At 71.7% G+C, this 21,461-nt stretch carries 17 protein-coding genes and 3 pseudogenes; 8 read left to right on the top strand and 12 right to left on the bottom strand.

From position 1 onward, the window contains the following. The first annotated feature begins 28 nt into the window (after positions 1-28). The gene (locus D6270_RS16180; RefSeq protein ID WP_109164773.1) at positions 29-1,555 is read left to right on the top strand and encodes a ParB/Srx family N-terminal domain-containing protein; all 1,527 of its coding nucleotides are present in this window, start codon (positions 29-31) and stop codon (positions 1,553-1,555) included. A gap of 32 nt (positions 1,556-1,587) precedes the next feature. On the opposite strand, the gene D6270_RS16175 is transcribed toward D6270_RS16180, so the two are convergent. After that, on the bottom strand, positions 1,588-2,682 hold the full coding sequence (locus tag D6270_RS16175) for an NAD-dependent epimerase/dehydratase family protein (RefSeq protein WP_109164774.1): 1,095 nt from the start codon (positions 2,680-2,682) through the stop codon (positions 1,588-1,590). 134 nt (positions 2,683-2,816) lie between these two features. Further along, positions 2,817-3,419 (bottom strand): hypothetical protein, encoded by a 603-nt coding sequence (locus D6270_RS16170; protein ID WP_109164775.1) that lies wholly within the window; start codon positions 3,417-3,419, stop codon positions 2,817-2,819. Positions 3,420-3,774: 355 nt separating this feature from the next. Here D6270_RS16170 and D6270_RS16165 point away from each other — a divergent pair, with 355 nt between their 5' ends. The 4 genes from D6270_RS16165 to D6270_RS16150 all read left to right on the top strand — a co-directional run bounded on the left by D6270_RS16165 (position 3,775) and on the right by D6270_RS16150 (position 6,895). Then, the gene (locus D6270_RS16165) at positions 3,775-4,101 is read left to right on the top strand and encodes a MerR family transcriptional regulator (protein WP_109164776.1); all 327 of its coding nucleotides are present in this window, start codon (positions 3,775-3,777) and stop codon (positions 4,099-4,101) included. A 333-nt stretch (positions 4,102-4,434) separates the two neighbouring features. Continuing rightward, the gene (locus D6270_RS16160; RefSeq protein ID WP_015609674.1) at positions 4,435-4,638 is read left to right on the top strand and encodes a cold-shock protein; all 204 of its coding nucleotides are present in this window, start codon (positions 4,435-4,437) and stop codon (positions 4,636-4,638) included. A 245-nt stretch (positions 4,639-4,883) separates the two neighbouring features. Then, complete coding sequence (locus D6270_RS16155; protein WP_109164777.1) at positions 4,884-6,452, top strand: DEAD/DEAH box helicase; 1,569 nt, start codon at positions 4,884-4,886, stop codon at positions 6,450-6,452. A 92-nt stretch (positions 6,453-6,544) separates the two neighbouring features. Continuing rightward, the gene (locus D6270_RS16150) at positions 6,545-6,895 is read left to right on the top strand and encodes an SCO5918 family protein (RefSeq protein WP_109164778.1); all 351 of its coding nucleotides are present in this window, start codon (positions 6,545-6,547) and stop codon (positions 6,893-6,895) included. A gap of 79 nt (positions 6,896-6,974) precedes the next feature. On the opposite strand, the gene D6270_RS16145 is transcribed toward D6270_RS16150, so the two are convergent. After that, entirely contained in the window at positions 6,975-8,060 is a 1,086-nt protein-coding gene (locus tag D6270_RS16145; protein WP_109164779.1) for an acyltransferase family protein, read from the bottom strand. Positions 8,061-8,234: 174 nt separating this feature from the next. Between D6270_RS16145 and D6270_RS16140 the strand changes: the two genes are divergently transcribed. After that, entirely contained in the window at positions 8,235-9,461 is a 1,227-nt protein-coding gene (locus D6270_RS16140) for a cation:proton antiporter (RefSeq protein WP_109164780.1), read from the top strand. Between the two features lie 84 nt (positions 9,462-9,545). Here the strand turns inward: D6270_RS16140 and D6270_RS34015 are convergent. Then, positions 9,546-9,647, bottom strand: a pseudogene (locus D6270_RS34015) (ATP-binding cassette domain-containing protein); the annotation flags it as partial. A gap of 375 nt (positions 9,648-10,022) precedes the next feature. On the opposite strand from D6270_RS34015, the gene D6270_RS16130 reads away from it, so the two are divergent. Next, complete coding sequence (locus tag D6270_RS16130) at positions 10,023-12,995, top strand: glycine--tRNA ligase (protein WP_109164781.1); 2,973 nt, start codon at positions 10,023-10,025, stop codon at positions 12,993-12,995. 79 nt (positions 12,996-13,074) lie between these two features. On the opposite strand, the gene D6270_RS16125 is transcribed toward D6270_RS16130, so the two are convergent. Together D6270_RS16125 and D6270_RS16120 are read right to left on the bottom strand one after the other, a co-directional pair. Further along, positions 13,075-13,509 carry a universal stress protein gene (locus tag D6270_RS16125; RefSeq protein WP_109164782.1) on the bottom strand — a complete coding sequence of 145 codons (435 nt, stop codon included), beginning with the start codon at positions 13,507-13,509 and terminating at the stop codon, positions 13,075-13,077. A gap of 1 nt (position 13,510) precedes the next feature. Next, on the bottom strand, positions 13,511-15,049 hold the full coding sequence (locus D6270_RS16120; RefSeq protein ID WP_109164783.1) for an APC family permease: 1,539 nt from the start codon (positions 15,047-15,049) through the stop codon (positions 13,511-13,513). 170 nt (positions 15,050-15,219) lie between these two features. On the opposite strand from D6270_RS16120, the gene D6270_RS16115 reads away from it, so the two are divergent. After that, on the top strand, positions 15,220-15,993 hold the full coding sequence (locus tag D6270_RS16115; RefSeq protein ID WP_109164784.1) for a peptidoglycan recognition protein family protein: 774 nt from the start codon (positions 15,220-15,222) through the stop codon (positions 15,991-15,993). 12 nt (positions 15,994-16,005) lie between these two features. On the opposite strand, the gene D6270_RS16110 is transcribed toward D6270_RS16115, so the two are convergent. The 6 genes and pseudogenes from D6270_RS16110 to D6270_RS16085 form a co-directional block, all read right to left on the bottom strand. Further along, on the bottom strand, positions 16,006-16,371 hold the full coding sequence (locus tag D6270_RS16110; protein WP_109164785.1) for a PH domain-containing protein: 366 nt from the start codon (positions 16,369-16,371) through the stop codon (positions 16,006-16,008). Positions 16,372-16,489: 118 nt separating this feature from the next. Beyond that, a pseudogene (locus tag D6270_RS16105) lies at positions 16,490-18,438 on the bottom strand (ABC transporter permease). Between the two features lie 72 nt (positions 18,439-18,510). Next, on the bottom strand, positions 18,511-19,332 hold the full coding sequence (gene modA, locus D6270_RS16100; protein WP_109164787.1) for a molybdate ABC transporter substrate-binding protein: 822 nt from the start codon (positions 19,330-19,332) through the stop codon (positions 18,511-18,513). A 189-nt stretch (positions 19,333-19,521) separates the two neighbouring features. Continuing rightward, entirely contained in the window at positions 19,522-19,917 is a 396-nt protein-coding gene (locus D6270_RS16095; protein ID WP_109167413.1) for a TOBE domain-containing protein, read from the bottom strand. A 108-nt stretch (positions 19,918-20,025) separates the two neighbouring features. Continuing rightward, positions 20,026-20,260, bottom strand: a pseudogene (locus D6270_RS33125) (VOC family protein); the annotation flags it as partial. Positions 20,261-20,446: 186 nt separating this feature from the next. Beyond that, positions 20,447-21,451 (bottom strand): TerC family protein, encoded by a 1,005-nt coding sequence (locus tag D6270_RS16085; RefSeq protein WP_109164788.1) that lies wholly within the window; start codon positions 21,449-21,451, stop codon positions 20,447-20,449. Positions 21,452-21,461 lie beyond the last annotated feature (10 nt).

Below are 21,461 nucleotides of genomic sequence, written 5' to 3'. Positions count from 1 at the left end.
GAACTGACACGTGTACGGAGAGGACCCCATGAACAGATCGAGTACCGGCCTGCCGCGGCGCGGGGCCCGGCTGCTGGCCGGAGTGCTGGCGGCGGGCACGGTCGTCGTCGGCGCCTCCACCGGGGCGGTCGCGGCGGGGACCGGCAGCGCGGGGGGCGCGGTCGGTTCCGGGGCGTGCGCCGGGAGCGGGCCGTTGCCGCGCTCCTGTGCCCGGCCGGGCGATCTGATCGACGTCACCCTCGGCGAACTCCACCCGACCCAGGCCGTCCTCGGCTTCGACCAGGTCTTCTACAAGCTCGGCCGGTACGGCAGCGACCGGGACGAGGCGGCGGGCGGCTTCAACAAGCGCTTCGACGACTGGTGCGAGACCAACGGCCAGGGCGAGGCGGCCTCGGTGCGGCCCGGCGCACGGCTGGACGATCCGGCGAGCTTCACCTGCACGGTGAAGCTCGGCCAGGAGACGCCGGAGTCGGTCGCCGCGATGAAGACGGCCGTGATCGGACCGGGCGGGAAGCTGTACCTCACCGACGGGCACCACACGCTGACGTCCTTCCTGGAGGGCCCCGACGGCTCCACCCGGCTGCCGATCCGCCTCCGGGTCACCGACAACCTCAGCTCCCTCTCCACCGCGGCCTTCTGGCAGCGCATGACCGCCGAGAAGAAGGTCTGGCTGCGCGACGAGAAGAACAGGCCCCTGGCCGTGGACCAGCTGCCCGACCGGCTGGGGATCAGCAACTTCCGTGATGACGCCTACCGCAGCCTCGTCTACTTCACGCGGGACATCGGTTACGAAGTCCCGGACGACGCCTCGGAGTTCCTGGAGTTCTCGTGGGGCTCCTGGCTGCGCGGGAAGCACGACACGGCCGCGTACGACCTCACCTCCCCCGGTCCGTACCTCGACCTGGTCAAGAGCGCATCGAAGTCCATGGCCGCGCTCGCCCCGGACGCGGTCGTCGACGACGGGAAGACCGCTGCCCAGCTGGGCCGGATCGCGGAGTGGAACGGCGGCAAGAAGGAGACCGGCGGCGAGTTCGCCAAGCTGGGCAAGCCCCTGACGGACGCCAAGCCGGGCAAGCTCGCCGAGGCGCTCGCCTACAAGGCCCGGGTGGTGCGCGCGCCGGCGTGCACCGCGACGGTCACCGGCGTACGCACCGGCCCGCTGACCGTCACGGACGGCGTCACCTGCGCCGACCGCGCCGCCCTGCGCGGCCCGGTCACCGTGCGCGCCGGAGCCGCCCTCGTGCTGACCGGCTCCACGCTCCAGGGCCCGGTCCAGTCGGACCGCGCCGCCGCGATCCACGTATGCGGGTCGGAGGTCACCGGGCCGCTGGCCATCAGCCGGACGACCGGCCCCGTCCGGCTCGGCGGCCCGGGCTGCACCGCCAACTCCGTGACCGGAGCCGTCGTCCTGACCGGCAACACCGGAGGCGTGCTGCTCGCCGCCAACAAGGTCACCGGCCCGGTGGCGTGCTCCGGCAACCTGCCCGCTCCGGACAACGCGGGCCGGGCCAACACGGTCCACGGCCCGCGCACGGGGGAGTGCGCCAGGGTGTGAGCCCGCGCCGACCAGGCTCTCCCCGTCTGTTCCTACGGCGCCTCAGCCCCCACCGGCTGGGGCGCCGCCGGGTCGGCTCCGCGCAGTCCGGCCCGCGCGAACTCCGCCATGCCCGCCGCGAAGCCGACCTCCGGCCGCCACCCCAGCTCCTCGCGCAGCCGCCGCGAGTCCGCCGTGACATGGCGTACGTCGCCGAGGCGGTACTCCCCGGTCACCACCGGCTGCGGCCCGCCGTGCGCGGCCGCCAGCGCGGTCGCCATCTCACCGATGGTGTGCGGCTCCCCGCTGCCGCAGTTGTACGCGGCGAAGGAGGCGGGGCGGCGCTCCCGGACCGCCTCCAGGGCCACCACGTTCGCCGCCGCGACATCGCGGACGTGGACGAAGTCCCGGCGCTGCCGCCCGTCCTCGTAGACCCGGGGCGCCTCGCCGCGCGCCAGGGCCGAGCGGAAGAACGAGGCGACCCCGGCGTACGGGGTGTCGCGCGGCATCCCCGGCCCGTACACGTTGTGGTAGCGCAGCGAGACCGCCCTGCCTCCCGTCGCCCGGGCCCAGGCGGCGGCCAGGTGCTCCTGGGTGAGCTTGGTGGCGGCGTACACGTTGCGTGGGTCGGCGGACGCGTCCTCGGAGACCAGTCCCGGCAGCAACTCCGTACCGCACTCCGGGCAGTGGGGCTCGAAGCTCCCCGCCCGCAGTCCGGCCTCCGGGCGCGGGCCGGGGCGGACCGTGCCGTGGCTCGGGCAGTCGTAGCGGCCCTCGCCGTAGACCACCATCGACCCGGCCAGCACCAGGTCCCGCACCCCGGCCGCCGCCATCTCGGCCAGCAGCACCGCCGTACCCAGGTCGTTGCACCCCACGTACAGCGGCGCGTCCGCGAAGTCCTTGCCCAGGCCCACCATCGCCGCCTGGTGGCAGACCGCGTCGACCCCGGCGAGCGCCCCCGCCACCGCCTCCCGGTCCCGGACGTCCCCGACGACCAGCCGGGCCCCGGGGATCTCGGGGGCCGTGTCGCCGGGGTGGGCCGAGGGGAGCAGGGCGTCCAGCACCACGCTCTCGTGCCCGGCCGCGGCGAGTGCGGCGACGACATGTGACCCGATGAACCCGGCTCCGCCGGTGACCAGTACGCGCATGGCGGCCACGCTAGGGGCGGGGCAGCCGCCGGGCGGTGCGCCGCGCACCCGTGTCACGGGACCGTAAGGACTACCGCGCGCCGGAGCGTGCGAGGAGGGCCGGGGAGACGACCGCGCGTACGGGAGGGGAACGCTCAGCCGAACGCGTACGCCACCGTCGTCGCAGCCCCCAGCGCCGCACCCGCCACGGTCTGCGCCACCGTGTGGTAGCCGAGGGCCACCCGCGACCAGCACATGGCCACCGTCAGTACGTACGCGGCCAGCCACCACGGGGAGTGCACGACGGAGAGCAGCGCCACCACCGCCGAGGCCACCGCCGCGTCGACCGAGATCTTCCACACCGTGTTGACGGCCAGCAGCCCGATGGTCATCACCCAGAGCGCGAGCATCGCGACGAGGATGCCGTCCGGCGCGTTCCCGAGGACCATCACCACCGAGCCGGTCCCGATGGAGCCGAGGATGACGAAGAAGATCGGGGCCCGCTTCGTACGGTCCACGACATGGCGGTCGCCCCAGGTGCCGCGCCCGCGCTCCCACTCGATGTACCCCGCCGGGACCAGCCCGGCGCAGAGCGCCCCGAGGAACCCCCAGAGCAGCCCGGTCCAGTCACCGGCGGCGGCGAGCCCGATGCCGAGCATCCCGGCCGGCAGGGCGTTGCGGGGCTGGAGCACATCGGTGACGGTGCGCGCGAGGGAGGAGGCGCGGGTGGCGTCCCCGGCGGTGGGGATGGTGCTCATGGGGTCCTCTCCCGCGGGCTCTCCCGCGCGGTACCCCCGGTGGGGAGGGCTCGGACCGCAGCGGCTCCGGACAGGGGTGTAGCCCTTCACGACGGGGGATGCGTGAAGGGCTACGCGTGCATTATGGCCCCGCGGTCCGTCCGACGACAACTGACCAGTCGGTCAGTCCCATCGGCGCGTCGGCCATCGGCCCGCCGCCGGTGGCCGAAACCTGTTCCGGCCGCGATAGACATGACCTTCCCGGGCGATTAGGGTTTCTTGTGCAGTCAGGTGAAACAGCGGTACGCAGCAGAGGGGCACCCCGCAGGCGTACGGCGCCCCGGGCCCTCGGTCATGCGTGACAGAAGAGGTGCAGATGCCCCCGGATACCCCCTCGCACGCCATCGATCGACTCGACGACGACGACTACCCCGCCTACACGATGGGGCGCGCCGCCGAGATGATCGGGGCGACGCCGGGTTTCCTGCGGGCGATCGGTGAGGCGCGGCTGATCACGCCGCTGCGGTCCGAGGGCGGCCACCGCCGCTACTCCCGCTACCAGTTGCGCATCGCCGCCCGCGCCCGCGAGCTGGTCGACGCCGGCACGCCCGTCGAGGCCGCCTGCCGCATCGTCATCCTGGAGGACCAGCTCGAAGAGGCGCTGCGCCTCAACGAGGAGCTGCGCGGCGGCGCGGACCGCTGAAGGCGCCCGGCGCCACCCCCGGCCGACCCCCGGAACATATCTGCATTCGCCAGCACAGAATTTCACGCAATGTGCGATGAGGCTTTTTCTTCCGCGATTTTGTTCCGCCATGCCGGGTGATATTCCGTTCAGTCTCTCCCGGCGCTCCCGTGCTACTGTTGATCTCAGTTGCAGTTGTGGTTCCCAAAAACTTCAAGTGCATCAGCCGACTCGATGTCGGTGGATGCACTTTTGTATTTCCGGTGTTCTTCCGGACGGGGTAATCATCGCGGCGACGTGGGGTCCGCACAGTGTGGGCCCGCGGGCACTGCCCCTCCCCTAAGGAGATATGACATGGCTACTGGCACCGTGAAGTGGTTCAACGCGGAAAAGGGCTTCGGCTTCATCGAGCAGGACGGCGGCGGCGCCGACGTCTTCGCCCACTACTCCAACATCGCCGCCTCCGGCTTCCGTGAGCTGCAGGAGGGCCAGAAGGTGAACTTCGACGTCACGCAGGGCCAGAAGGGCCCGCAGGCCGAGAACATCACCCCCGCCTGATCACTCAGGTAGTTCTGCGCAGCTGGGGCCCGCACCTTGGGGTGCGGGCCCCAGCTCGTTGCTGTTTCCGGGGCCCGCCGAGCGCGCCCCCCGACGAAGCCGCGTCCGGTGCACTGATTCCCGGCGGCCGGGCTTCGCTCCCCTTTGTCATTTCATCGGCTCGTTCTTGCGATTCTGGGTGCCGTTCACGGCCGCTTCCCGAAAAAGAATCCCTCGATACGTGCCCCATCGAGGAAAGGTTCTGCATGAACCGCGAACGTACCCCCCGCTCGAACGACCGATTCGCCCGCACCCGCTCCGGCGGCCCCTCCGGCGCCCGCAGCGGCGGCGCCCCCCGCTACTCCGGTGGCGGCGAGCGCCGCGCCGCCGGGTTCGGCGGCGGACCCAAGCGCTCCGGCGGCGCCGGCCGGCGCAGCTCGGCACTGAAGGGCGAGTTCGCCCTGCCGGTGACCATCACCCCGGCGCTGCCCGCCGCCGAGACCTTCGGCGAGCTGGAGATGCCCGCCACGCTGAAGGCGGCGCTCGTCGCCGAGGGCATGACCGTCCCGTTCCCGATCCAGGCGGCCACCCTGCCGAACTCGCTGGCCGGCCGTGACGTGCTGGGCCGTGGCCGCACCGGCTCGGGCAAGACCCTCGCCTTCGGCCTGGCGCTGCTGGCCCGTACCGAGGGCCGCCGCGCCGACGCCAAGCGTCCGCTCGCCCTGGTCCTCGTCCCCACCCGGGAGCTGGCCCAGCAGGTCACCGACGCGCTCACCCCGTACGCCCGGTCGCTCAAGCTCCGTATCGCCACCGTCGTGGGCGGCATGTCCATCGGCCGCCAGGCCAGTGCGCTGCGCGGCGGTGCCGAAGTCGTCGTCGCCACGCCGGGCCGCCTCAAGGACCTCATCGAGCGCGGCGACTGCCGGCTGGACCGGGTCACCATCACCGTCCTCGACGAGGCCGACCAGATGGCCGACATGGGCTTCATGCCGCAGGTCACCGAGCTGCTGGACCAGGTGAACCCGGAGGGGCAGCGGATGCTCTTCTCGGCGACCCTCGACCGCAATGTCGACCTGCTCGTCAAGCGCTACCTGAACGACCCGGTCGTCCACTCCGTCGACCCGGCCGCCGGTGCCGTCACGACGATGGAGCACCACGTGCTCTACGTCCAGGGCGCCGACAAGTACGCCACCACCACGGAGATCGCCGCCCGCGACGGGCGCGTGATCATGTTCCTGGACACCAAGCACGCGGTCGACAAGCTCACCGACCACCTGCTGCACAGCGGCGTCCGGGCGGCGGCGCTGCACGGCGGCAAGTCCCAGCCGCAGCGCACCCGCACCCTGGAGCGGTTCAAGACCGGGCACGTCACGGTCCTCGTCGCCACGAACGTCGCGGCCCGCGGCATCCACGTCGACAACCTGGACCTCGTCGTCAACGTCGACCCGCCCAGCGACCACAAGGACTACCTGCACCGCGGCGGCCGTACCGCCCGGGCCGGGGAGTCCGGCAGCGTCGTCACCCTGGTGCTGCCCAACCAGCGCCGCGAGATGACCCGGCTGATGGCGGACGCCGGGATCACCCCGCAGATCGCCCAGGTCCGCTCCGGCGAGGCCGAGCTGAGCCGGATCACCGGCGCGCAGGCGCCCTCGGGCGTCCCGGTGGTCATCACCTCCCCGCCCAAGGAGCGCTCCGCCCGCGGCGGCGGCGCGTTCATGGGGCGCGGCACCAAGCGCGGCGGCGGGGCACCGGCCCGTCGCGGCCGTGGTCCGGCCGTGCCGACGCCGGAGGCGCGTGCGGCCGCCTCGCAGCGCCGGGCCAACCGCGCCGCGTAGCCCGCGCGGGGCGGCGGTGCAGGTGTGCCGCCGTCCTCCCCGTACGGCTCCGCCGTGCGGCCTCCCGAGCCACTCGACCCTGTTGAGGACCCATGCGCTGTGTCATCGCCCGCTTCCCCTTCGATCTGTTCAAGAACGAGGTCGAGGAGTCGATGAAGGGCATCAAGCCCGAACCCGTCACCGGCGACGCGGTGGTCATCAGCCGCCGTGTCTACCCGGTCAAGCAGGTCGGTGAGGTGATCACCCGGCAGGACCGGCGTGACTTCTCCTCCGCCGAGGTCGTCCGGGCGCTCTCCAAGCTCGGCTTCACGTGCCGTACGGCGGAGGCGGCGCCCGCCCCGGCCACCGCCCGCACCCCGCTGGAGGAGGCGTCCGCGCTTCTGGGCACCCCGGCGGTCGCGGCCCCGGCACCGGGTCCCGTGCAGGGGTTCGGCGCCCTCTAGCGGCTCCTGCCACGTCGAAGGCCCCCGGCGCGGACCCGCCACCTCACGGTGGGGTCCGCCCCGGGGGCCTTCCGTGCGTTCAGGGCTGCTTCGCCGCCGGCCGCTGCCTGGCCCACTCCATGCGGGGCTCCAGGAGCGGCCGCAGCAGGCTCCGTACGTACGGAGTGCAGAGCAGGGTCACCATGACCGCCGCGCCGGCGGTGACCGTGACCGTGCCCAGCGTGGTGTCGAAGAACGGCCGGTCGTAGAAGCCGCCGTAGAACAGGCCCCGGATGACGAAGCCGTGCAGCAGATACCCGTACAGCGTGCACTTGCCGAGCGCCGTCATCCAGCTGTGGCCCTGGGGCACCCAGGCCAGGAAGCACGCCCCGAGCACGATGGCCGCCGCGAAGAGCAGGAGCGTCGCCATCGGGCCGGTCCACTCGGCGCTGTCCATCTCCACGGTGCTGTTCTTCCGGAAGAACCACGACGTCGAGGTCCGGGGCACCAGCCAGTACGCCACCAGCAGCCCGAGCGCGAAGACCGGCACGGAGACGACACGCACCCAGGTCCGCCGCACCAGCGCGAAGTGCTGCGGGCCCAGCCGCAGCCCCAGCACGTAGAACGGCAGGAACTGCAGGGTGCGCTGGATGGGGAGCGAGCCGTCGGCGGCCGGTGACACGGTCGCCACGGCGGCGATGGCGAGGGCGACCAGCACCGGGGCGCGCACCGCCTGCCAGACCGGGGTGGAGAGCCGCCAGAAGAACAGGGCGGGCAGGAACCACAGCAGCCAGTACGGCGAGAGCAGGGACAGCGAGTAGTCCGGGTCGCGGGTGAGCCGCTGGAAGGCCGTGTAGAGGACCTCGAAGATCAGATACGGCACCAGCAGGCTGGTGATCAGCTTCCACACCCGGTCCGGCCGCAGCTCGAAGCCGCGCGAGAAGTAGCCCGCGATCAGGATGAACACCGGCATGTGGAAGGTGTAGATCAGCGTGTACGCGGCCTCCACCAGCCGCCCGCTGGGCAGCGGCTCCCACGCGTGTCCGATCGCGACCAGCACGATCGCCAGGTACTTCGCGTTGTCGAAGAAGTGGTCCCGGCCGCCGGCGGGCGGCTTGCCGGTCTCCGGTGCGGTGGCGGCAGCCGCGGTGGGGCGCGGCTGCTCGGAGGTGAGGGGGGAAGGCATCCTGACACCCTAGGCGGCGGAGGCGTTCCTTCCGCCCGCTGTGTCCCTCATCACTCCCGCAGGCGGGCCGTGATGCGGCCCGCCCCCGGGACACGCGCCGACCGGACTGACCGGGTGTCACCGGCCGGGTGTCATAACGGGTTATTCCGGGGCGCTCCTTGCTATACACGAGCGATGGAGCACCCCGGGACCCTCGTCCTGATCATGGCCCTGGCGGTCCTCGCCCCTCTGCTCGGATACGCCACCGGGCGGTGGCTCTCCGTCCCCGTCGTCATCTTCGAGATCGTGCTCGGCGTCCTGGTCGGGCCCGATGTGCTCGGCTGGGCCCACCACGACCAGGTCATCGACGCCCTGTCCGACCTCGGCCTCTCGATGCTGATCTTCCTGGCGGGGTACGAGATCCGGTTCGCCGATGTCCGCGGCTCCACCCTGCGCCGGGCCGGCGGGGCCTGGGTCCTCTCGCTCGCCGCCGGGCTCGGGGTCGCCCTGCTGCTCAGCGGCGCGGACCTGGCGAAGAGCCTGGTGATCGGCACCGCGCTCACCAGTACGGCGCTGGGGGCGGTGCTGCCGATCCTGCGGGACTCGGGGCGGCTGGAGGGGAGGTTCGGGTCGGTGGTGATGGCGTTCGGCGCGGTCGGTGAGTTCGGGCCGATCGTGGCGATGGCCCTGCTGTTCAGCGGCCGGAGTCCGGGGGCGGCCGGCGCGGTCCTGGCGGTGTTCGCCGTCATCACGGTGGGCGCGGTGTTCTGGGCGATGCGGCCCAGGCCCCCGTGGTTCGCGCGGATCATCGCGATGACCCTGCACAGCAGCGGGCAGTTCGCCGTGCGGTTCGTGATGCTGCTGCTCGCGGGGATGCTGGGCCTGGCCCATGTCTTCGGCCTGGACACGCTGCTGGGCGCGTTCGCCGCCGGGATGCTGACCCGGCTGGTCCTCCAGGGGGCGGTGCCCGAGCGGAGCGGGGAGATCCTGGGGCGGATCGAGGCCATCGGCTTCGGCTTCCTGGTCCCGTTCTTCTACGTCGTCACGGGGATCGACTTCGATCTCCGGGCGCTCCTGGACGGCGGCCGCCCGCTGTTGCTCCTGCCGGTGTTCCTGCTGCTTTTCCTGCTGGTGAGGGGCGTACCGGTGTATCTCCTGGCCCCCCGCGACCTGACCGGCCGCGCGCCCCGCTCCGCGCTGGCGCTGTTCTCCTCCACGTGTCTGCCGCTGGTGGTGGCGATCACCGCGATCGGCCTGGACGAGAAGGTGATCGGGGCGGGGGAGGCCGCCGCGCTGGTGGCCGCCGCGATGGTGTCGGTGCTGGCGTTCCCGCTGCTGGCGTTCCGGCTGCTGGGGCGGGAGGGGGGCGGTGCGGGCCGGGACGCGCCGAGCCGGGCGGCGGAGAGCGGGGAGGCGTGGTGAGCCACGGCAACGCCTCCACTCCAAGCGCATGAAGTCCTGGAAGCCTGCCGATATCCGACTCCGCCAGAGGTCCGGGCTGATCCGGCCGAGGTCCACGCCGTCCACCAGGATCGATCCGCACCTCGGTCGGCAGAGCCCGCACAGGAGCTTGACGAGGGTGGACCTGCCCGCGCCGTTGTCACCCACGGTGGCCACCGTCGAGTTCGCCGGAAATGCTGACGGTCACCCCGTTCAGGACGTCACGCTCGGCGCCCGGGTATCGGAACGCGACCTCCTTGCGTTCGATACCGAAACGGAGCGTACGGGGGCACGGGGGGCTGTCCTGCGCGCCGGCCGAGGAACTGGACATGGGAGAAAATGGCGCCGGCCTCACGGTGACCGGCAGCAGGGCGACACGGGGTGCTGTCCCGGTGCATGCCCGCCTCATGGGGTATCGCGCAGGGCGAGTTGAGCGTGGTCGGAGCGGTAGACTCTGGCGTCACCTACGACCTGCGTGTGCCGCTCGACATGCGGGCGTGACGCATCCGGCCGTGTCCTGGAGGACCGTTCCTCGTGTTGACTATGCAAGCAGCCCTGCTGGCCCTCAATGAGTATTGGACACAGCAGGGTTGTCTGGTCGCTCAGCCCATGAACACCGAGGTGGGGGCGGGGACGCTCAATCCCTCGACCTTCCTCCGGGTGCAGGGGCCCGAGCCTTGGCGCGTCGCCTACGTCGAGCCCAGCGTCCGCCCCGACGACTCGCGTTACGGCAAGAACCCCAACCGCCTCCAGACGCACACGCAGTACCAGGTCATCCTCAAGCCGGAGCCCGGTAACGCCCAGGAACTCTTCCTGGGCAGCCTCAGCGCTCTCGGAGTCGACGTCTCCGCCCACGACATCCGCTTCGTGGAGGACAACTGGGCCTCGCCCGCTCTCGGTGCCTGGGGCCTGGGCTGGGAAGTATGGCTGGACGGGCTGGAGATCACCCAGTTCACCTACTTCCAGCAGGCCGGTGGCCTCGCCCTGGACCCGGTGTCCGTCGAGATCACCTATGGCATGGAACGCATCCTGATGGCCCTGCAAGAGGTCAGTCATTTCAAGGATCTCGCCTACGCCCCCGGGATCACCTACGGCGAGGCGTTCGGCCAGAACGAGTACGAGATGAGTCGGTACTACCTCGACGAGGCGGATATCGACGTCCAGCGGACCCTCTTCGACGCCTATGCGGCCGAGGCCCAGCGCATGATCGAGGCGGGTCTGCCGGTGCCCGCCTACTCCTACGTTCTGAAGTGTTCCCACACGTTCAACGTGCTGGATGCCCGGGGCGCCGTCTCCACCACCGAGCGGGCCCGGTCCTTCGCCCGTATGCGGCGGCTCGCCCACGATGTCGCCGGCCTGTGGGCCGCCCGGCGCGAGGAGCTCGGCCACCCCCTGGGCACCGTGGTGGCGGAGGCCGGGGCCGAGGCGGGGGCTCTGCCGGCTCCGACCGGCGTGGCGGCGGATCTCGTGTTCGAGATCGGCTTCGAGGAGCTGCCCCCGGCCGAGGTGACACGTACGGAGGAGGCCGTCCGCACGGCACTCACCACCAAGCTCGCCGCGACCCGGCTGCGGCACGGTGACATCGACGTCATCGCCTCCCCCCGGCGGGTGGTGGCGACCGTCGCCTCGGTCGCCCCGCAGGAGGAGGATTCCGAGCAGACCTCGCGCGGCCCCAAGGCCGCGGCGGCTTTCGACGCGGACGGCAGGCCCACCAAGGCGGCCGAGGGGTTCGCCCGGGGGCACGGCGTGGGCGTCGAGGAGCTGACCCGGGTGGAGGCCGGCGGGCACGAGTACGTGGCCGTGGTGCGACAGGTGAAGGGCCGCTCGGCGGCGGAGCTGCTCTCCACCGTCCTGCCCGCGATCGTCACCGAGCTGCGGGCCGAGAAGAACATGCACTGGAACGCCCCCCAGCTGTCCTACAGCCGCCCGATCCGGTGGATTCTGGCGCTGCTGGGTGAGGACGTCGTCCCCTTCGCCGTGTCGACCCTGGTCGCGGGGCGGACGACGCAGGTGCACCGGGACGCGGCCGCACCGAAGGTGGACGTTCCCACCGCCGTCGGCTACCGGGAATTCCTGCACGGTCACGGCATCATCGCGGACGCCGCCGAGCGCCGTGATCTCGTCGTCCAGCAGGCCCGCGAACTGGCCGGGTCGGTGGGTGGCACGATCGACCTGGTCAGGCACGACGCGCTCGTGGACGAGATCACCAACCTGGTCGAATGGCCCACCCCGATCCTGGGCGGCTACGACCCGTCCTACCTCGATCTGCCGGGTGACGTCCTCGTCACCGTCATGCGCAAGCACCAGCGCTACCTGCCGGTGCAGGACGCCTCCGGCGCCCTCCTGCCGTACTTCGTGACCATCGCCAACGGAAACTGCGACCACGACGTGGTCCGCCGGGGCAACGAGGCGGTACTGCGCGCCCGCTACGAGGACGCGGCCTTCTTCTGGCGCGCCGATCTCGAGACGCCGCTGGAGACCATGAGGGCCAAGCTCTCCCTCCTCACCTTCGAGGAGCGTCTCGGATCGATGGCCGACCGGGCGGACCGCATCGCGGTCATCGCCGCCGGCCTGGCCGATGCCGTGGACCTCCAGGGACCGGAGAGGCGCACCCTGGACCGGGCGGCGTCCCTCGTGAAGTTCGACCTCGGCTCCCAGATGGTGACGGAGCTGTCGAGTCTGGCCGGAATCATGGCCAAGGAGTACGCGGCGCGGGGAGGCGAGACCCCCGAGGTGGCCAGCGCGATCTTCGAGACGGAGCTGCCGAGGGCCGCGGGTGACGCGCTGCCGACGTCCACAGCCGGGGCGCTGCTGGCCCTGGCCGACCGCTTCGACCTGCTCGCCGGGTTGTTCGCGATCGGGGCCGAGCCGACGGGGAGTTCCGATCCGTTCGGTCTGCGCCGCTCGGCGGTCGGGCTGCTCAACATTCTCCGGACCTGTCCGGGAGTGTCCGGGATCAGCCTGGAGGAGGGCCTCGCGCTCGCGGCCTCCCACCAGCGGGTGCCGGTCGGAGCGGAGGCGCTCGGCAAGGCCTCGCAGTTCGTCGTGCGCCGCTTCGAGCAGCAGCTGCTCGAAGCAGGTCACCCGGTGTCCGCCGTTCGCGCGGTGCTTCCCCTGGTCGGTACGCGTACGCCGCAGTTCGCCGAGCAGACGCTCGGGGAACTGCTGGAGGTCCAGGAACAGCCTCACTTCGTCGCGCTTCTGGCCGCGGTGCAGCGGGTACGGCGCATCGTCCCCGCCGATGCCCCCGTCGGTTTCGATGTCGCACTCTTCACCGAAGCGGCGGAGGAGGAGCTCGCGGCCTCTCTCTCCAAGTTCCAGGAGCTGCTCGGCGACGAGCGAGGGCTCGCCCAGGTCGCGGCTCACTCGAGTGTTCTCGTCGGCTCGGTCAACAGGTTCTTCGACGAGGTCCTCGTGATGGACAAGGATCCGCAGGTGAAGGCCAACAGGCTCGGCCTGCTGGCCTCTGTCAAGGCAACGACCGACGGCGTCGTCGACTGGGACGTGCTGGACTGACGGATGTCCTGAGGATGCTCAGGGAAGCCCCGGGCCGGTTCCTTCGGCCCGGGGCTTTCCGCTATCCGCCGGAGCGCGTTCACCTCCGGAGCGCGTCCTCCTCCGTCGGGACGCACAGCACGGGGACCTTGGACATGTGCAGCAGCTTGTGCGGGGTGGAGCCGAGGAGGGCGCCGCGCATCGGGCTCTCGCCCCAGGTGCCGACCACGATGACCCGGGCGGCGTGCCGTTCGGCGGCGTCCAGGAGGGCCTGCGCGGGGCTCTCGTCCAGCACCTCCACACCCGCCGGTACGCCGGCCTCCTCGGCGGCCGTCAGCGCGTGCTCCAGACCGGTGCGGCCGGCCTGCCGGATCGCGTCGTAGTGGCTGCGGTACTCGGCCCCGTCGCGCAGGCCCGGCGCCGCGGCACCGTAGACGAGGACCAGCTCCTCGCCGTACGCCGCCGCCACCTCGATGGCGATGCGCAGGGCGCGGGCGGCGCCGGGGGACTCGTCGTAACCGAGGACGACCGACATCTCAGTGCCCCTTCCCGTCGGCGGACCTCTCGGCGGACTTCGCGGTGGTGGCGTGCACCAGCTCCGGATCGGCGACCCCGGGCCGCTCCTGCCAGAACACCGCGTCGCACAGCCGCCACACCACCATCAGGACCACCCCGACGAGGGAGATCACGATGCCGATGACGAGTGGCGGGCCCAGCCCGAACCAGGAGGTGCCGCTGTAGGAGTTGGCCGGGTTGGACATGTCGATGACCGACCGGACCAGCAGCCAGGTCAGCAGCCCGGCGCCGACCACCGGGCCCAGGCCGATGAGGACGAAGTTGCGGACGCTCTCGGTGAGATGGCGCCGGTAGTAGACCGCGCAGGCCACCCCGGTGAGCGCGTAGTAGAAGGCGATCAGCAGGGAGAGGGCGGTGAGCGAGTCGAAGAGGGCGTTGGTGGAGATCTGGTTGACCACCAGGTACCAGGCGACGGCGATCCCGGCGACCCACCACGTACTGACGTCCGGGGTACGGAACCGGGGGCTGATGTGGCCGAAGTGCTGCGGCAGCGCCTGACGGCGGGCCATCGACAGCGCGGTCCGGGACGCCGGGATGATCGTCGTCTGGGTGGAGGCGATCGCGGAGGTGGCGACCGCGAGCAGCAGGATCCAGTCCCAGCCGCCCAGCACGTCCCCGGCGAGCTGCGCGAAGATGAACTCCTCCTCGCCCGCGTTCTCCGCCAGGAACGCCGTCCCCGCGAAGGCGACGACCGCGACGGCCACCGACAGGTAGGTCACCAGGAGCACCACCGTGGACCACAGGCCCGCCCTGCCCGGCGCGGTCGCCGAGTCCTCGGTCTCCTCGGTGAGGTTCACCGCGGACTCCCAGCCCCAGTAGATGAACACCCCGAGCAGCAGCCCGCCGGTCAGCGCGGCCCCGCCCGCGCCGAACGGGTTGAGCCAGCTCCCGGACGGTTCTACGGAGTCGAAGCCGGTGGTGCCCGCGTACACCCGGTAGAGCGCCACCACGACGAAGACCAGCAGGAACGCGACCTGGAGCAGGATCAGCGCGTTCTGCACCTTGGCCGACAGCTCGGTGCCGATCACACAGAGCCCGGTCATCACGATGATCAGCAGCACGGTGAGCAGCTGCCGCACGAAGTCATTGGCCACCCAGCCGTCGAGCCCCACCGCCAGCAGGGTGAAGCTCACCGCCACATCGGCCAGCGAGCCGACGACCAGCACGCCGGTCATGGTGATCGCCCAGCCGCCGAGCCACCCGGCCCACGGGCCCATCGCCCGGGTCACCCAGGAGAACGTCGTACCGCAGTCCTGGTCGACCTTGTTCAGGTAGTAGAACGCCGAGGCGATCAGCAGCATCGGGACGAAGGAGGCGAACATGACGCCCGGGGCGTAGATCCCCACCAGGGCCACGATCGGGCCGATCACGGCGGCCAGGGAGTAGGCCGGGGAGGTCGCGTTGAGGCCGATGACGAGCGCGTCGACGAACCCGATGGCGTTCGGCTTCAGACCGGCCGCCGAGCCGTCGCGCCCGACCTGCGGAGCGTCGTGGGCCATGCGTTCCTCGATCCGGCCAGGCTCGCCGCAGGGCGCGGCGGATCATCCGGATCTCATCGTAGGAACACCCGTCCCGGTGCGCATTCCGGGCGGAAAGGCCCTACCGGGCGGGGTCACCCGATCGGCCCGCCCCTCTGCGAAGGCCTAGGTCAGGGCGCAGGGTGGAGTCCATGTGGTCCCGCCGAACCGTCGTCCTGGGCGCCCTGCTGCTGCCCCTGGTCCTCCTGGTGTTCCGGGACGGCCCGGCGCTCCACGAGCAGCACCGCGAGCTGGCCGCCGGACCGAGGCCGCCGCGCGGGCTCCCGCAGCCCGCCGTCGTCGGCCGCCAGGAGTGGCACGCCGACGAGGGCCTCGTCCGGGAGCGCCCGCACTACACCGGCCCGGCGAAGGCGGTCTTCATCCACCACACCGGCAACCCCAACGACTACGACTGCGCGGACGCCCCCGAGCTGATCCGGGCCGTCCAGGCCGACCATGTGGAGAAGGACGGCTGGGACGACATCGGCTACAACTTCCTCGTCGACCGCTGCGGCACCATCTACGAGGGCCGGGCGGGTGGCATGGGGCGGTCGGTGCTCGGCGCCCACACCAAGGGGTTCAACGCCGACACGGTCGGCATCGCCGCGATCGGCACGTTCGGCGAGGGCACCGAGGTGCCGAAGCCGATGATGGACGCGCTGGTGGAGCTCGCCGCCTGGAAGCTGCGGCCCGGCGTCGACCCGCTCGCCACGGTCGAACTGGTCTCGACGAACGCCGAGAGCCGCTTCGACGAGGGCCAGGTGGCCCGGCTGAACGTCATCTCCGGCCACCGCGACAGCTTCGAGACCCGCTGCCCGGGGGATGTGCTCTACGGGCTGCTGCCCCAGATGCGCGAGCGGGTGGCCCGGCTGCGGGACTCCGCCCCGGGGCACGCGGCGACCTCGCGGCTGCGCCCGTACTTCTGAACCGCCGCCGGGCTACCGCGCCACGAACTGCGTCAGTATCGCCTGCACCTCGTAGATGTCGACGCCCTTCGTGAACGTCTTCTGGAGCGGTGTGGAGCTGCCCGAGATCCAGATCTTCAGCTCGGCGTCCAGGTCGAACGTCCCGGCCGTCTCCACCGAGAAGTGCGTGATGCTGCGATACGGCACGGAGTGGTACTCGGTCTTCTTGCCGGTGATGCCCTGCTTGTCGACGAGGATCAGCCGGCGGTCCGTGAACAGGATCGTGTCGCGGATCAGCAGGAACGCGGCGTGCACCTGCTCGCCCTGGCCCAGGAGACGTTCGTAGTCCTGCTGGGCGGTGGCCGGGTTGATCGTGTGCGCGTTGCCGAACAGTGCCATGGATGCCCCGTCTCTCGGATCTGTCGTACAGGAGTACGCGTACGGCAGTTGTCTCGTTCCCGCTGGGGACCGCGCCATGCTTTCGGGCGACCTGGGCCGTTTCCGGGAACCCGCCGGCTCAGAGCGGGACGACGGTCACCTCGGTCGCCTTCACGCCCGTCCAGACCTGGGTGCCGTCCGCGATGGACAGCTCGGCCGCCGCCTGCGGGGTGATCTCCGCGACCAGGTCCGGGGCCCGGTCGGAGGTGATGAGGAGGCGGAGCCGGCTGCCGCCCGAGGTGATCTCGCGGACCGTGCCGGGCCAGACGTTGCGGGGGGAGCCGGTGGGCTTCTCGCGGTGTACGGAGACGGCTTCGGGGGCGATGACCGCGAGGGCCTCCGTGCCCGGGGCGAGGGGTTCGGCGACGACGAGGTGGCCGCCGCCCGCCAGCTCCAGGCCGTCGGCTGTTGCGGTGCCGGGCCAGGCGTTGCGGCCGAGCATCCGGGCCACCCAGGGGAGCGGGGGTGGCGGGTCACCTCGGCGGGCGGCTCGTCCTGGAGGACCCAGCCGTCGTCCAGGACGAGGACCCGGTCGGCCAGCGAGACCGCCTCGACCGGGTCGTGCGTGACGATCAGGCAGACCCCGCCGAAGTCGTCGAGATGGCGGCGCAGGGTGTGCCGGACATGGGCCCGGGTCGTCTGGTCGAGGGCGGCGAGCGGTTCGTCCAGCAGCAGGAGGCGGGGGCGGGCCGCCAACGCGCGGGCCAGGGCGACGCGTTGGGCCTGGCCGCCGGAGAGCTGGCCAGGCTTGCGGTGGGCCAGGTGGCCGACGCCGAGCCGGTCCAGCCAGGACTGCGCCTCGCGCCGGGCCTCCGCGCGGGGGACGCCCTGGGTGCGGAGCCCGTACGCCGTGTTGGACAGGGCGCTCAGGTGCGGGAAGAGCGCGCCGTCCTGGGGGACCCAGGCGACGCCCCGGCGGTGCGGCGGGAGAGCCGTCACATCGGTCCCGCCCAGGCGGAGCCGGGCGTGGGCGCGGGGGGTGAGGCCGAGGAGGGCGCGCAGGAGGGTGGTCTTGCCCGCGCCGTTGGGGCCGACGACCGCGATGGTGGTGCCGGGGTCCGCGTCGAGGGCGAGGCGGGTGAAGCCGGTGACGTCGGCGTGCAGGGGCCAGCGCTCCTGGGGGGCCTTCTCCAGGGCGTACGCGGGCGGTTCGGGCAGGGCGTCCGGTGGGGTGCCGGTCGGCTCCTCAGGGCGCGGTGCGGGCCGGTCGCGGTGGTCGCCCGGGGTGCCCGTCCACCGGCCGCGCAGCGCGATCAGCACGACCATGGCGATCGCCAGGAGCAGCAGGGACACCGACGTCGCGGCCTCCGGCGACTCCTGGAGCAGCAGATAGACCTGGAGCGGCAGGGTCTGCGTGGTGCCCGGGAGGTTTCCGGCGAAGGTGATGGTGGCGCCGAACTCACCGAGCGCCCGCGCCCAGGTGAGGGCCGCCCCGGCGACCAGACCGGGGGCGACCATCGGCAGGGTCACGGTGAGGAACACCCGTACCGGAGAGGCTCCGAGGGAGGCGGCGGTCTCCTCGTACCGGGGGCGCAGTCCGCCCAGCGCGCCCTCCAGCGAGATGACCAGGAACGGCATCGCGACGAACGTCGCCGCCAGCACCGCCCCCGAGGTGTGGAAGGGGAGCGTGATCCCGAACGTGTCCTCCAGCCACGGCCCGAGCAGCCCGCGCCGCCCGAACGCCAGCAGCAGCGCCACCCCGCCGACCGTGGGCGGCAGCACCATCGGCAGCAGCACCAGCGAGCGTACGAACGCCTTGCCCGGGAACGGCACCCGGGCCAGCAGCCACGCCAGCGGCACCCCGAACAGCAGCGAGAGCCCCAGCGACCAGAGCGAGACGAGCAGGGAGAGCCGGAGCGCCTGGGTGGTGGGCCCGGCGGTGAGGTGTGCGCCGAGGTCGCCCCAGGACGTACGGGCCAGGATGCCGACCAGCGGCAGCATCAGGAACGCCACGGCCAGCAGCGCGGGCACGGTCAGCAGGAGCGGGGCGCGGGCCCCCGGCGTACGGCGGAGTGCCGGTCGTTTCATGGGTGACCTCGGCTGCTGGAGGTGAAGGGCCCGCCGGACGGTGCGGGCCCCTCGGCGGGTACGGAGGTGCGGCTACGGCTGCTGGAAGCCCGCGCCCTGGAGGATCTTCTGCGCGGCGGGCGTGGAGAGCCAGGCGACGAAGGCGGCGGCGGCCTCGCTGTGCTGGGACGCCTTCAGGGTGGCGGCCGGGTAGGAGGCGACGGCGTTCTCCGCGTCCGGGATGTCGATCGCGTCGACCTTGTCGGTGGCGGTCTCGGCGTCCGTCTTGTAGACGAGCCCGGCGTCCGCCTCGCCCAGCTCGACCTTGCTGAGGACCGCGCGGACGTTGGGCTCCTGGGAGACCGGCTTCACCGCGATCTTCTGCGCGTCGAGGATCTGCTTGCTGTAGCGGCCCACCGGCACCTCGGGGGCGGCCAGGACCACCTTCAGCTTGGTGTCGGCGAGGTCCTTGAGGTTCCCGACCTTCTCCGGGTTGCCCTCGCCGACGGCGATGACCAGGCGGTTCTTGGCGATGACGGTGGGCGTGCCGGTCTCGCCGGTGAGGCCGTCCATCGTCTTGGTGTCGGCGGTGACCAGGGCGTCGGCGGGGGCGCCCTGCTTGACCTGGGCGGCCAGCTCCTGGGAGCCGGCGAAGGAGAACGTCACCTTCGTGCCCGGGTTCTCCTTCTCGTACGCCGCTCCCGCCTCCTTGAAGACGTCGGTCAGCGAGGCGGCGGCCAGCACGGTCAGCTCGGCGGCCGGGGCGCCCGACGACGCGGGGTCGGACGGCTTCGCGCCGGAGGCACTGTCCTTGCCGGTGCCCGGGTCGTCGTTGCCGCAGGCGGCGAGCGGGACGAGGAGGGCGGTCGTCAGGACGGCGGCCGCGGCACGGCGGCGGGTGATCAGGAGGGACATGAGGGCGGGGCTCCTTGGCTGCGAGCCCGGTCGGCCAGGTGCCGTCCGGGCAGGGACGAGTTCGCGCGGGGCGCATGGTGCTGCGGTGCGGTGGCGGTACGGGGTGCGGTTCTGACGGGGCGCCGGCGTCCGGAGGCGGTGCGGGCGGGCAGCGCTCGCGGCCCGGTCACCGACGGCGTCGGCCGGGCTTCAGGTGCGGTCGATGTGCACGCTGGTCGACTTCACCCGGGCGGTCGCCTGCATGCCGACCTCGAGCCCCAGCTCCTCGACGGCCTCCCGGGTCAGGAGCGAGACGAGCCGGTGCGGGCCTGCCTGGATCTCGACCTGGGCCGCGACGTCGCCGAGCTTCACCGCGGTGACGATGCCCGGGAAGGCGTTGCGCGCCGAGGTGTAGGGGGCCTCGTCCTCGCCCGTGGCGCCCTGGCCGACCTCGATCGAGAAGGCGGCGAGCGCACGGCCGTCGATCAGCCGGCGGCCGGTGTCGTCGCGATGGGTCGCGACCCGGCCGGCGTCCGCCCAGCGTCGGGCGGTGTCGGGGCTGACTCCGAGGAGGCGTGCTGCCTGACCGATTGTGTAGGACTGCATGCGCGACACGCTAGGCCAATTCAGCTCGCATTTACCATTCTCCAGACGATTGCCCATCGCAGATGCGAGCTTCTCGGAGAATCGTACAGAGCCCCTGGACCCCGGGTCTCAGGCCGTCAGCCGGGTCGCCGGCGTCTCGCCCTCGGTCGTCGTCAGGTCGATGACGGAGACGTGGCGCGCCCTGTGGGTCGGTGACGGCCGCGAACCGGCCGGAGGGGCTGTCCATCGGACCGCACCGCAGCCGCGCGCCCCGCCCGGTCGCCCTGGCCGCAGCCGCGTCGCCGTCGGGGGCGGCGAAGCGCACCCTCGCGAAGGAGCCCGCCTCGGGCGGGAAGTCCTCGCCGGGACGGAGATGCCGGGGGTCTTGTGGCGCCCGATCTCGGAGCGGACGGGATTCTTGCAGGTCGGGCGCGGGAAAGCGGCCCGCTGTCGGTTCTCACGCTCTTTGCCGGCCATTCACCGGCGATAGGCCGGGCATCGCACTTGGGAAACTCTTTCCATCTGCTTTGCCCGGCCATTGCCCACCCGGTTACTCGGCGGGTTTACCGTTGGGGGACTTCTCCGCACTCTGCGTACCACCCGCACCCGCCCCGGTGTCCGCGTCCGGCGGTGGGCGCCGGATACTGAGCACGATCGAGGCCGTCAGAATAGTGACGATCACCGCCAGGCTGATCGGTGAGGGAATCTCCGGAATGGAGGTACTGATCATCTTGTGCGAGGCCTGGAGAATGAGCTTCACGGCGATGAACGCCAGAATGATCGCCAGGCCGTTGCTCAGGTAGTGGAAGCGGTCCAGGAGTCCGGCCAGCAGGAAGTAGAGCGCGCGCAGGCCGAGGATGGCGAACGCGTTGCTGGTGTAGACGATGAACGCGTCGTCGCTGACCGCCAGGACGGCGGGCACGCTGTCGACGGCGAAGAGCAGGTCGGCCGCCTCGATCGCGGCGACCACCGCGAGCAGCGGTGTGGCGACCCGCTTCCCCTCCTCCTTGATGACGAAATGCGTTCCCGCGTACTCGTCCCGGACCGGCATGATCTTCCGCAGCATCCGCACCGCGAAACTCTTGCCCGGGTCGAAGTTGTCCTCGTCGCCCTTGATGATTTTGTAGGCGCTGTAGAAGAGGATCGCCGCGAAGAGGAACAGCACGAAGGTGAAGCGGTTCACCACCGCGACGCCGGCCGTCAGGAAGATCGCGCGGAATACCAGAGCGCCGATGACGCCGAAGAACAGCACCCGGTGCTGATATTCCCGGGGCACCTTGAAATACGCGAAGATCAGCGCGAAGACGAAGAGGTTGTCGACCGAAAGGCTCTTCTCCAGGAGCCAGGCCGTCGTGTATTCCGTCCCCGCGGTCGTCCCGAGGACGAAGAAGACCACACCGCCGAAGACGAGCGCGAGGGTCACCCAGAGCACGCTCCACCAGGCGGCTTCCCTGAAGCCGATGACATGCGCGTTTCGGTGAGCAAGCAAGTCGACTGCCAGGGAGACGACCACCGTTACGGCGAACGCCACCCAGAGCCATACCGGTACATCCACGCCCGAGACC

This window comes from Streptomyces griseus subsp. griseus (assembly GCF_003610995.1).
Classification (GTDB): Bacteria; Actinomycetota; Actinomycetes; order Streptomycetales; family Streptomycetaceae; genus Streptomyces.
This window is presented reverse-complemented; position numbering and strand designations above follow the sequence as displayed.

Bases quoted from the DNA above. Each gene is read 5' to 3' on its own strand.
- D6270_RS16095 (WP_109167413.1), bottom strand. From the start codon at position 19,917: ATGCAGTCCTACACAATCGGTCAGGCAGCACGCCTCCTCGGAGTCAGC.
- D6270_RS16175 (WP_109164774.1), bottom strand. From the start codon at position 2,682: ATGCGCGTACTGGTCACCGGCGGAGCCGGGTTCATCGGGTCACATGTC.
- D6270_RS16155 (WP_109164777.1), top strand. From the start codon at position 4,884: ATGAACCGCGAACGTACCCCCCGCTCGAACGACCGATTCGCCCGCACC.
- D6270_RS16120 (WP_109164783.1), bottom strand. From the start codon at position 15,049: ATGGCCCACGACGCTCCGCAGGTCGGGCGCGACGGCTCGGCGGCCGGT.
- D6270_RS16170 (WP_109164775.1), bottom strand. From the start codon at position 3,419: ATGAGCACCATCCCCACCGCCGGGGACGCCACCCGCGCCTCCTCCCTC.
- D6270_RS16160 (WP_015609674.1), top strand. From the start codon at position 4,435: ATGGCTACTGGCACCGTGAAGTGGTTCAACGCGGAAAAGGGCTTCGGC.
- D6270_RS16110 (WP_109164785.1), bottom strand. From the start codon at position 16,371: ATGGCACTGTTCGGCAACGCGCACACGATCAACCCGGCCACCGCCCAG.
- modA (WP_109164787.1), bottom strand. From the start codon at position 19,332: ATGTCCCTCCTGATCACCCGCCGCCGTGCCGCGGCCGCCGTCCTGACG.
- D6270_RS16165 (WP_109164776.1), top strand. From the start codon at position 3,775: ATGCCCCCGGATACCCCCTCGCACGCCATCGATCGACTCGACGACGAC.
- D6270_RS16150 (WP_109164778.1), top strand. From the start codon at position 6,545: ATGCGCTGTGTCATCGCCCGCTTCCCCTTCGATCTGTTCAAGAACGAG.
- D6270_RS16145 (WP_109164779.1), bottom strand. From the start codon at position 8,060: ATGCCTTCCCCCCTCACCTCCGAGCAGCCGCGCCCCACCGCGGCTGCC.
- D6270_RS16130 (WP_109164781.1), top strand. From the start codon at position 10,023: ATGCAAGCAGCCCTGCTGGCCCTCAATGAGTATTGGACACAGCAGGGT.
- D6270_RS16140 (WP_109164780.1), top strand. From the start codon at position 8,235: ATGGAGCACCCCGGGACCCTCGTCCTGATCATGGCCCTGGCGGTCCTC.
- D6270_RS16125 (WP_109164782.1), bottom strand. From the start codon at position 13,509: ATGTCGGTCGTCCTCGGTTACGACGAGTCCCCCGGCGCCGCCCGCGCC.
- D6270_RS16115 (WP_109164784.1), top strand. From the start codon at position 15,220: ATGTGGTCCCGCCGAACCGTCGTCCTGGGCGCCCTGCTGCTGCCCCTG.
- D6270_RS16180 (WP_109164773.1), top strand. From the start codon at position 29: ATGAACAGATCGAGTACCGGCCTGCCGCGGCGCGGGGCCCGGCTGCTG.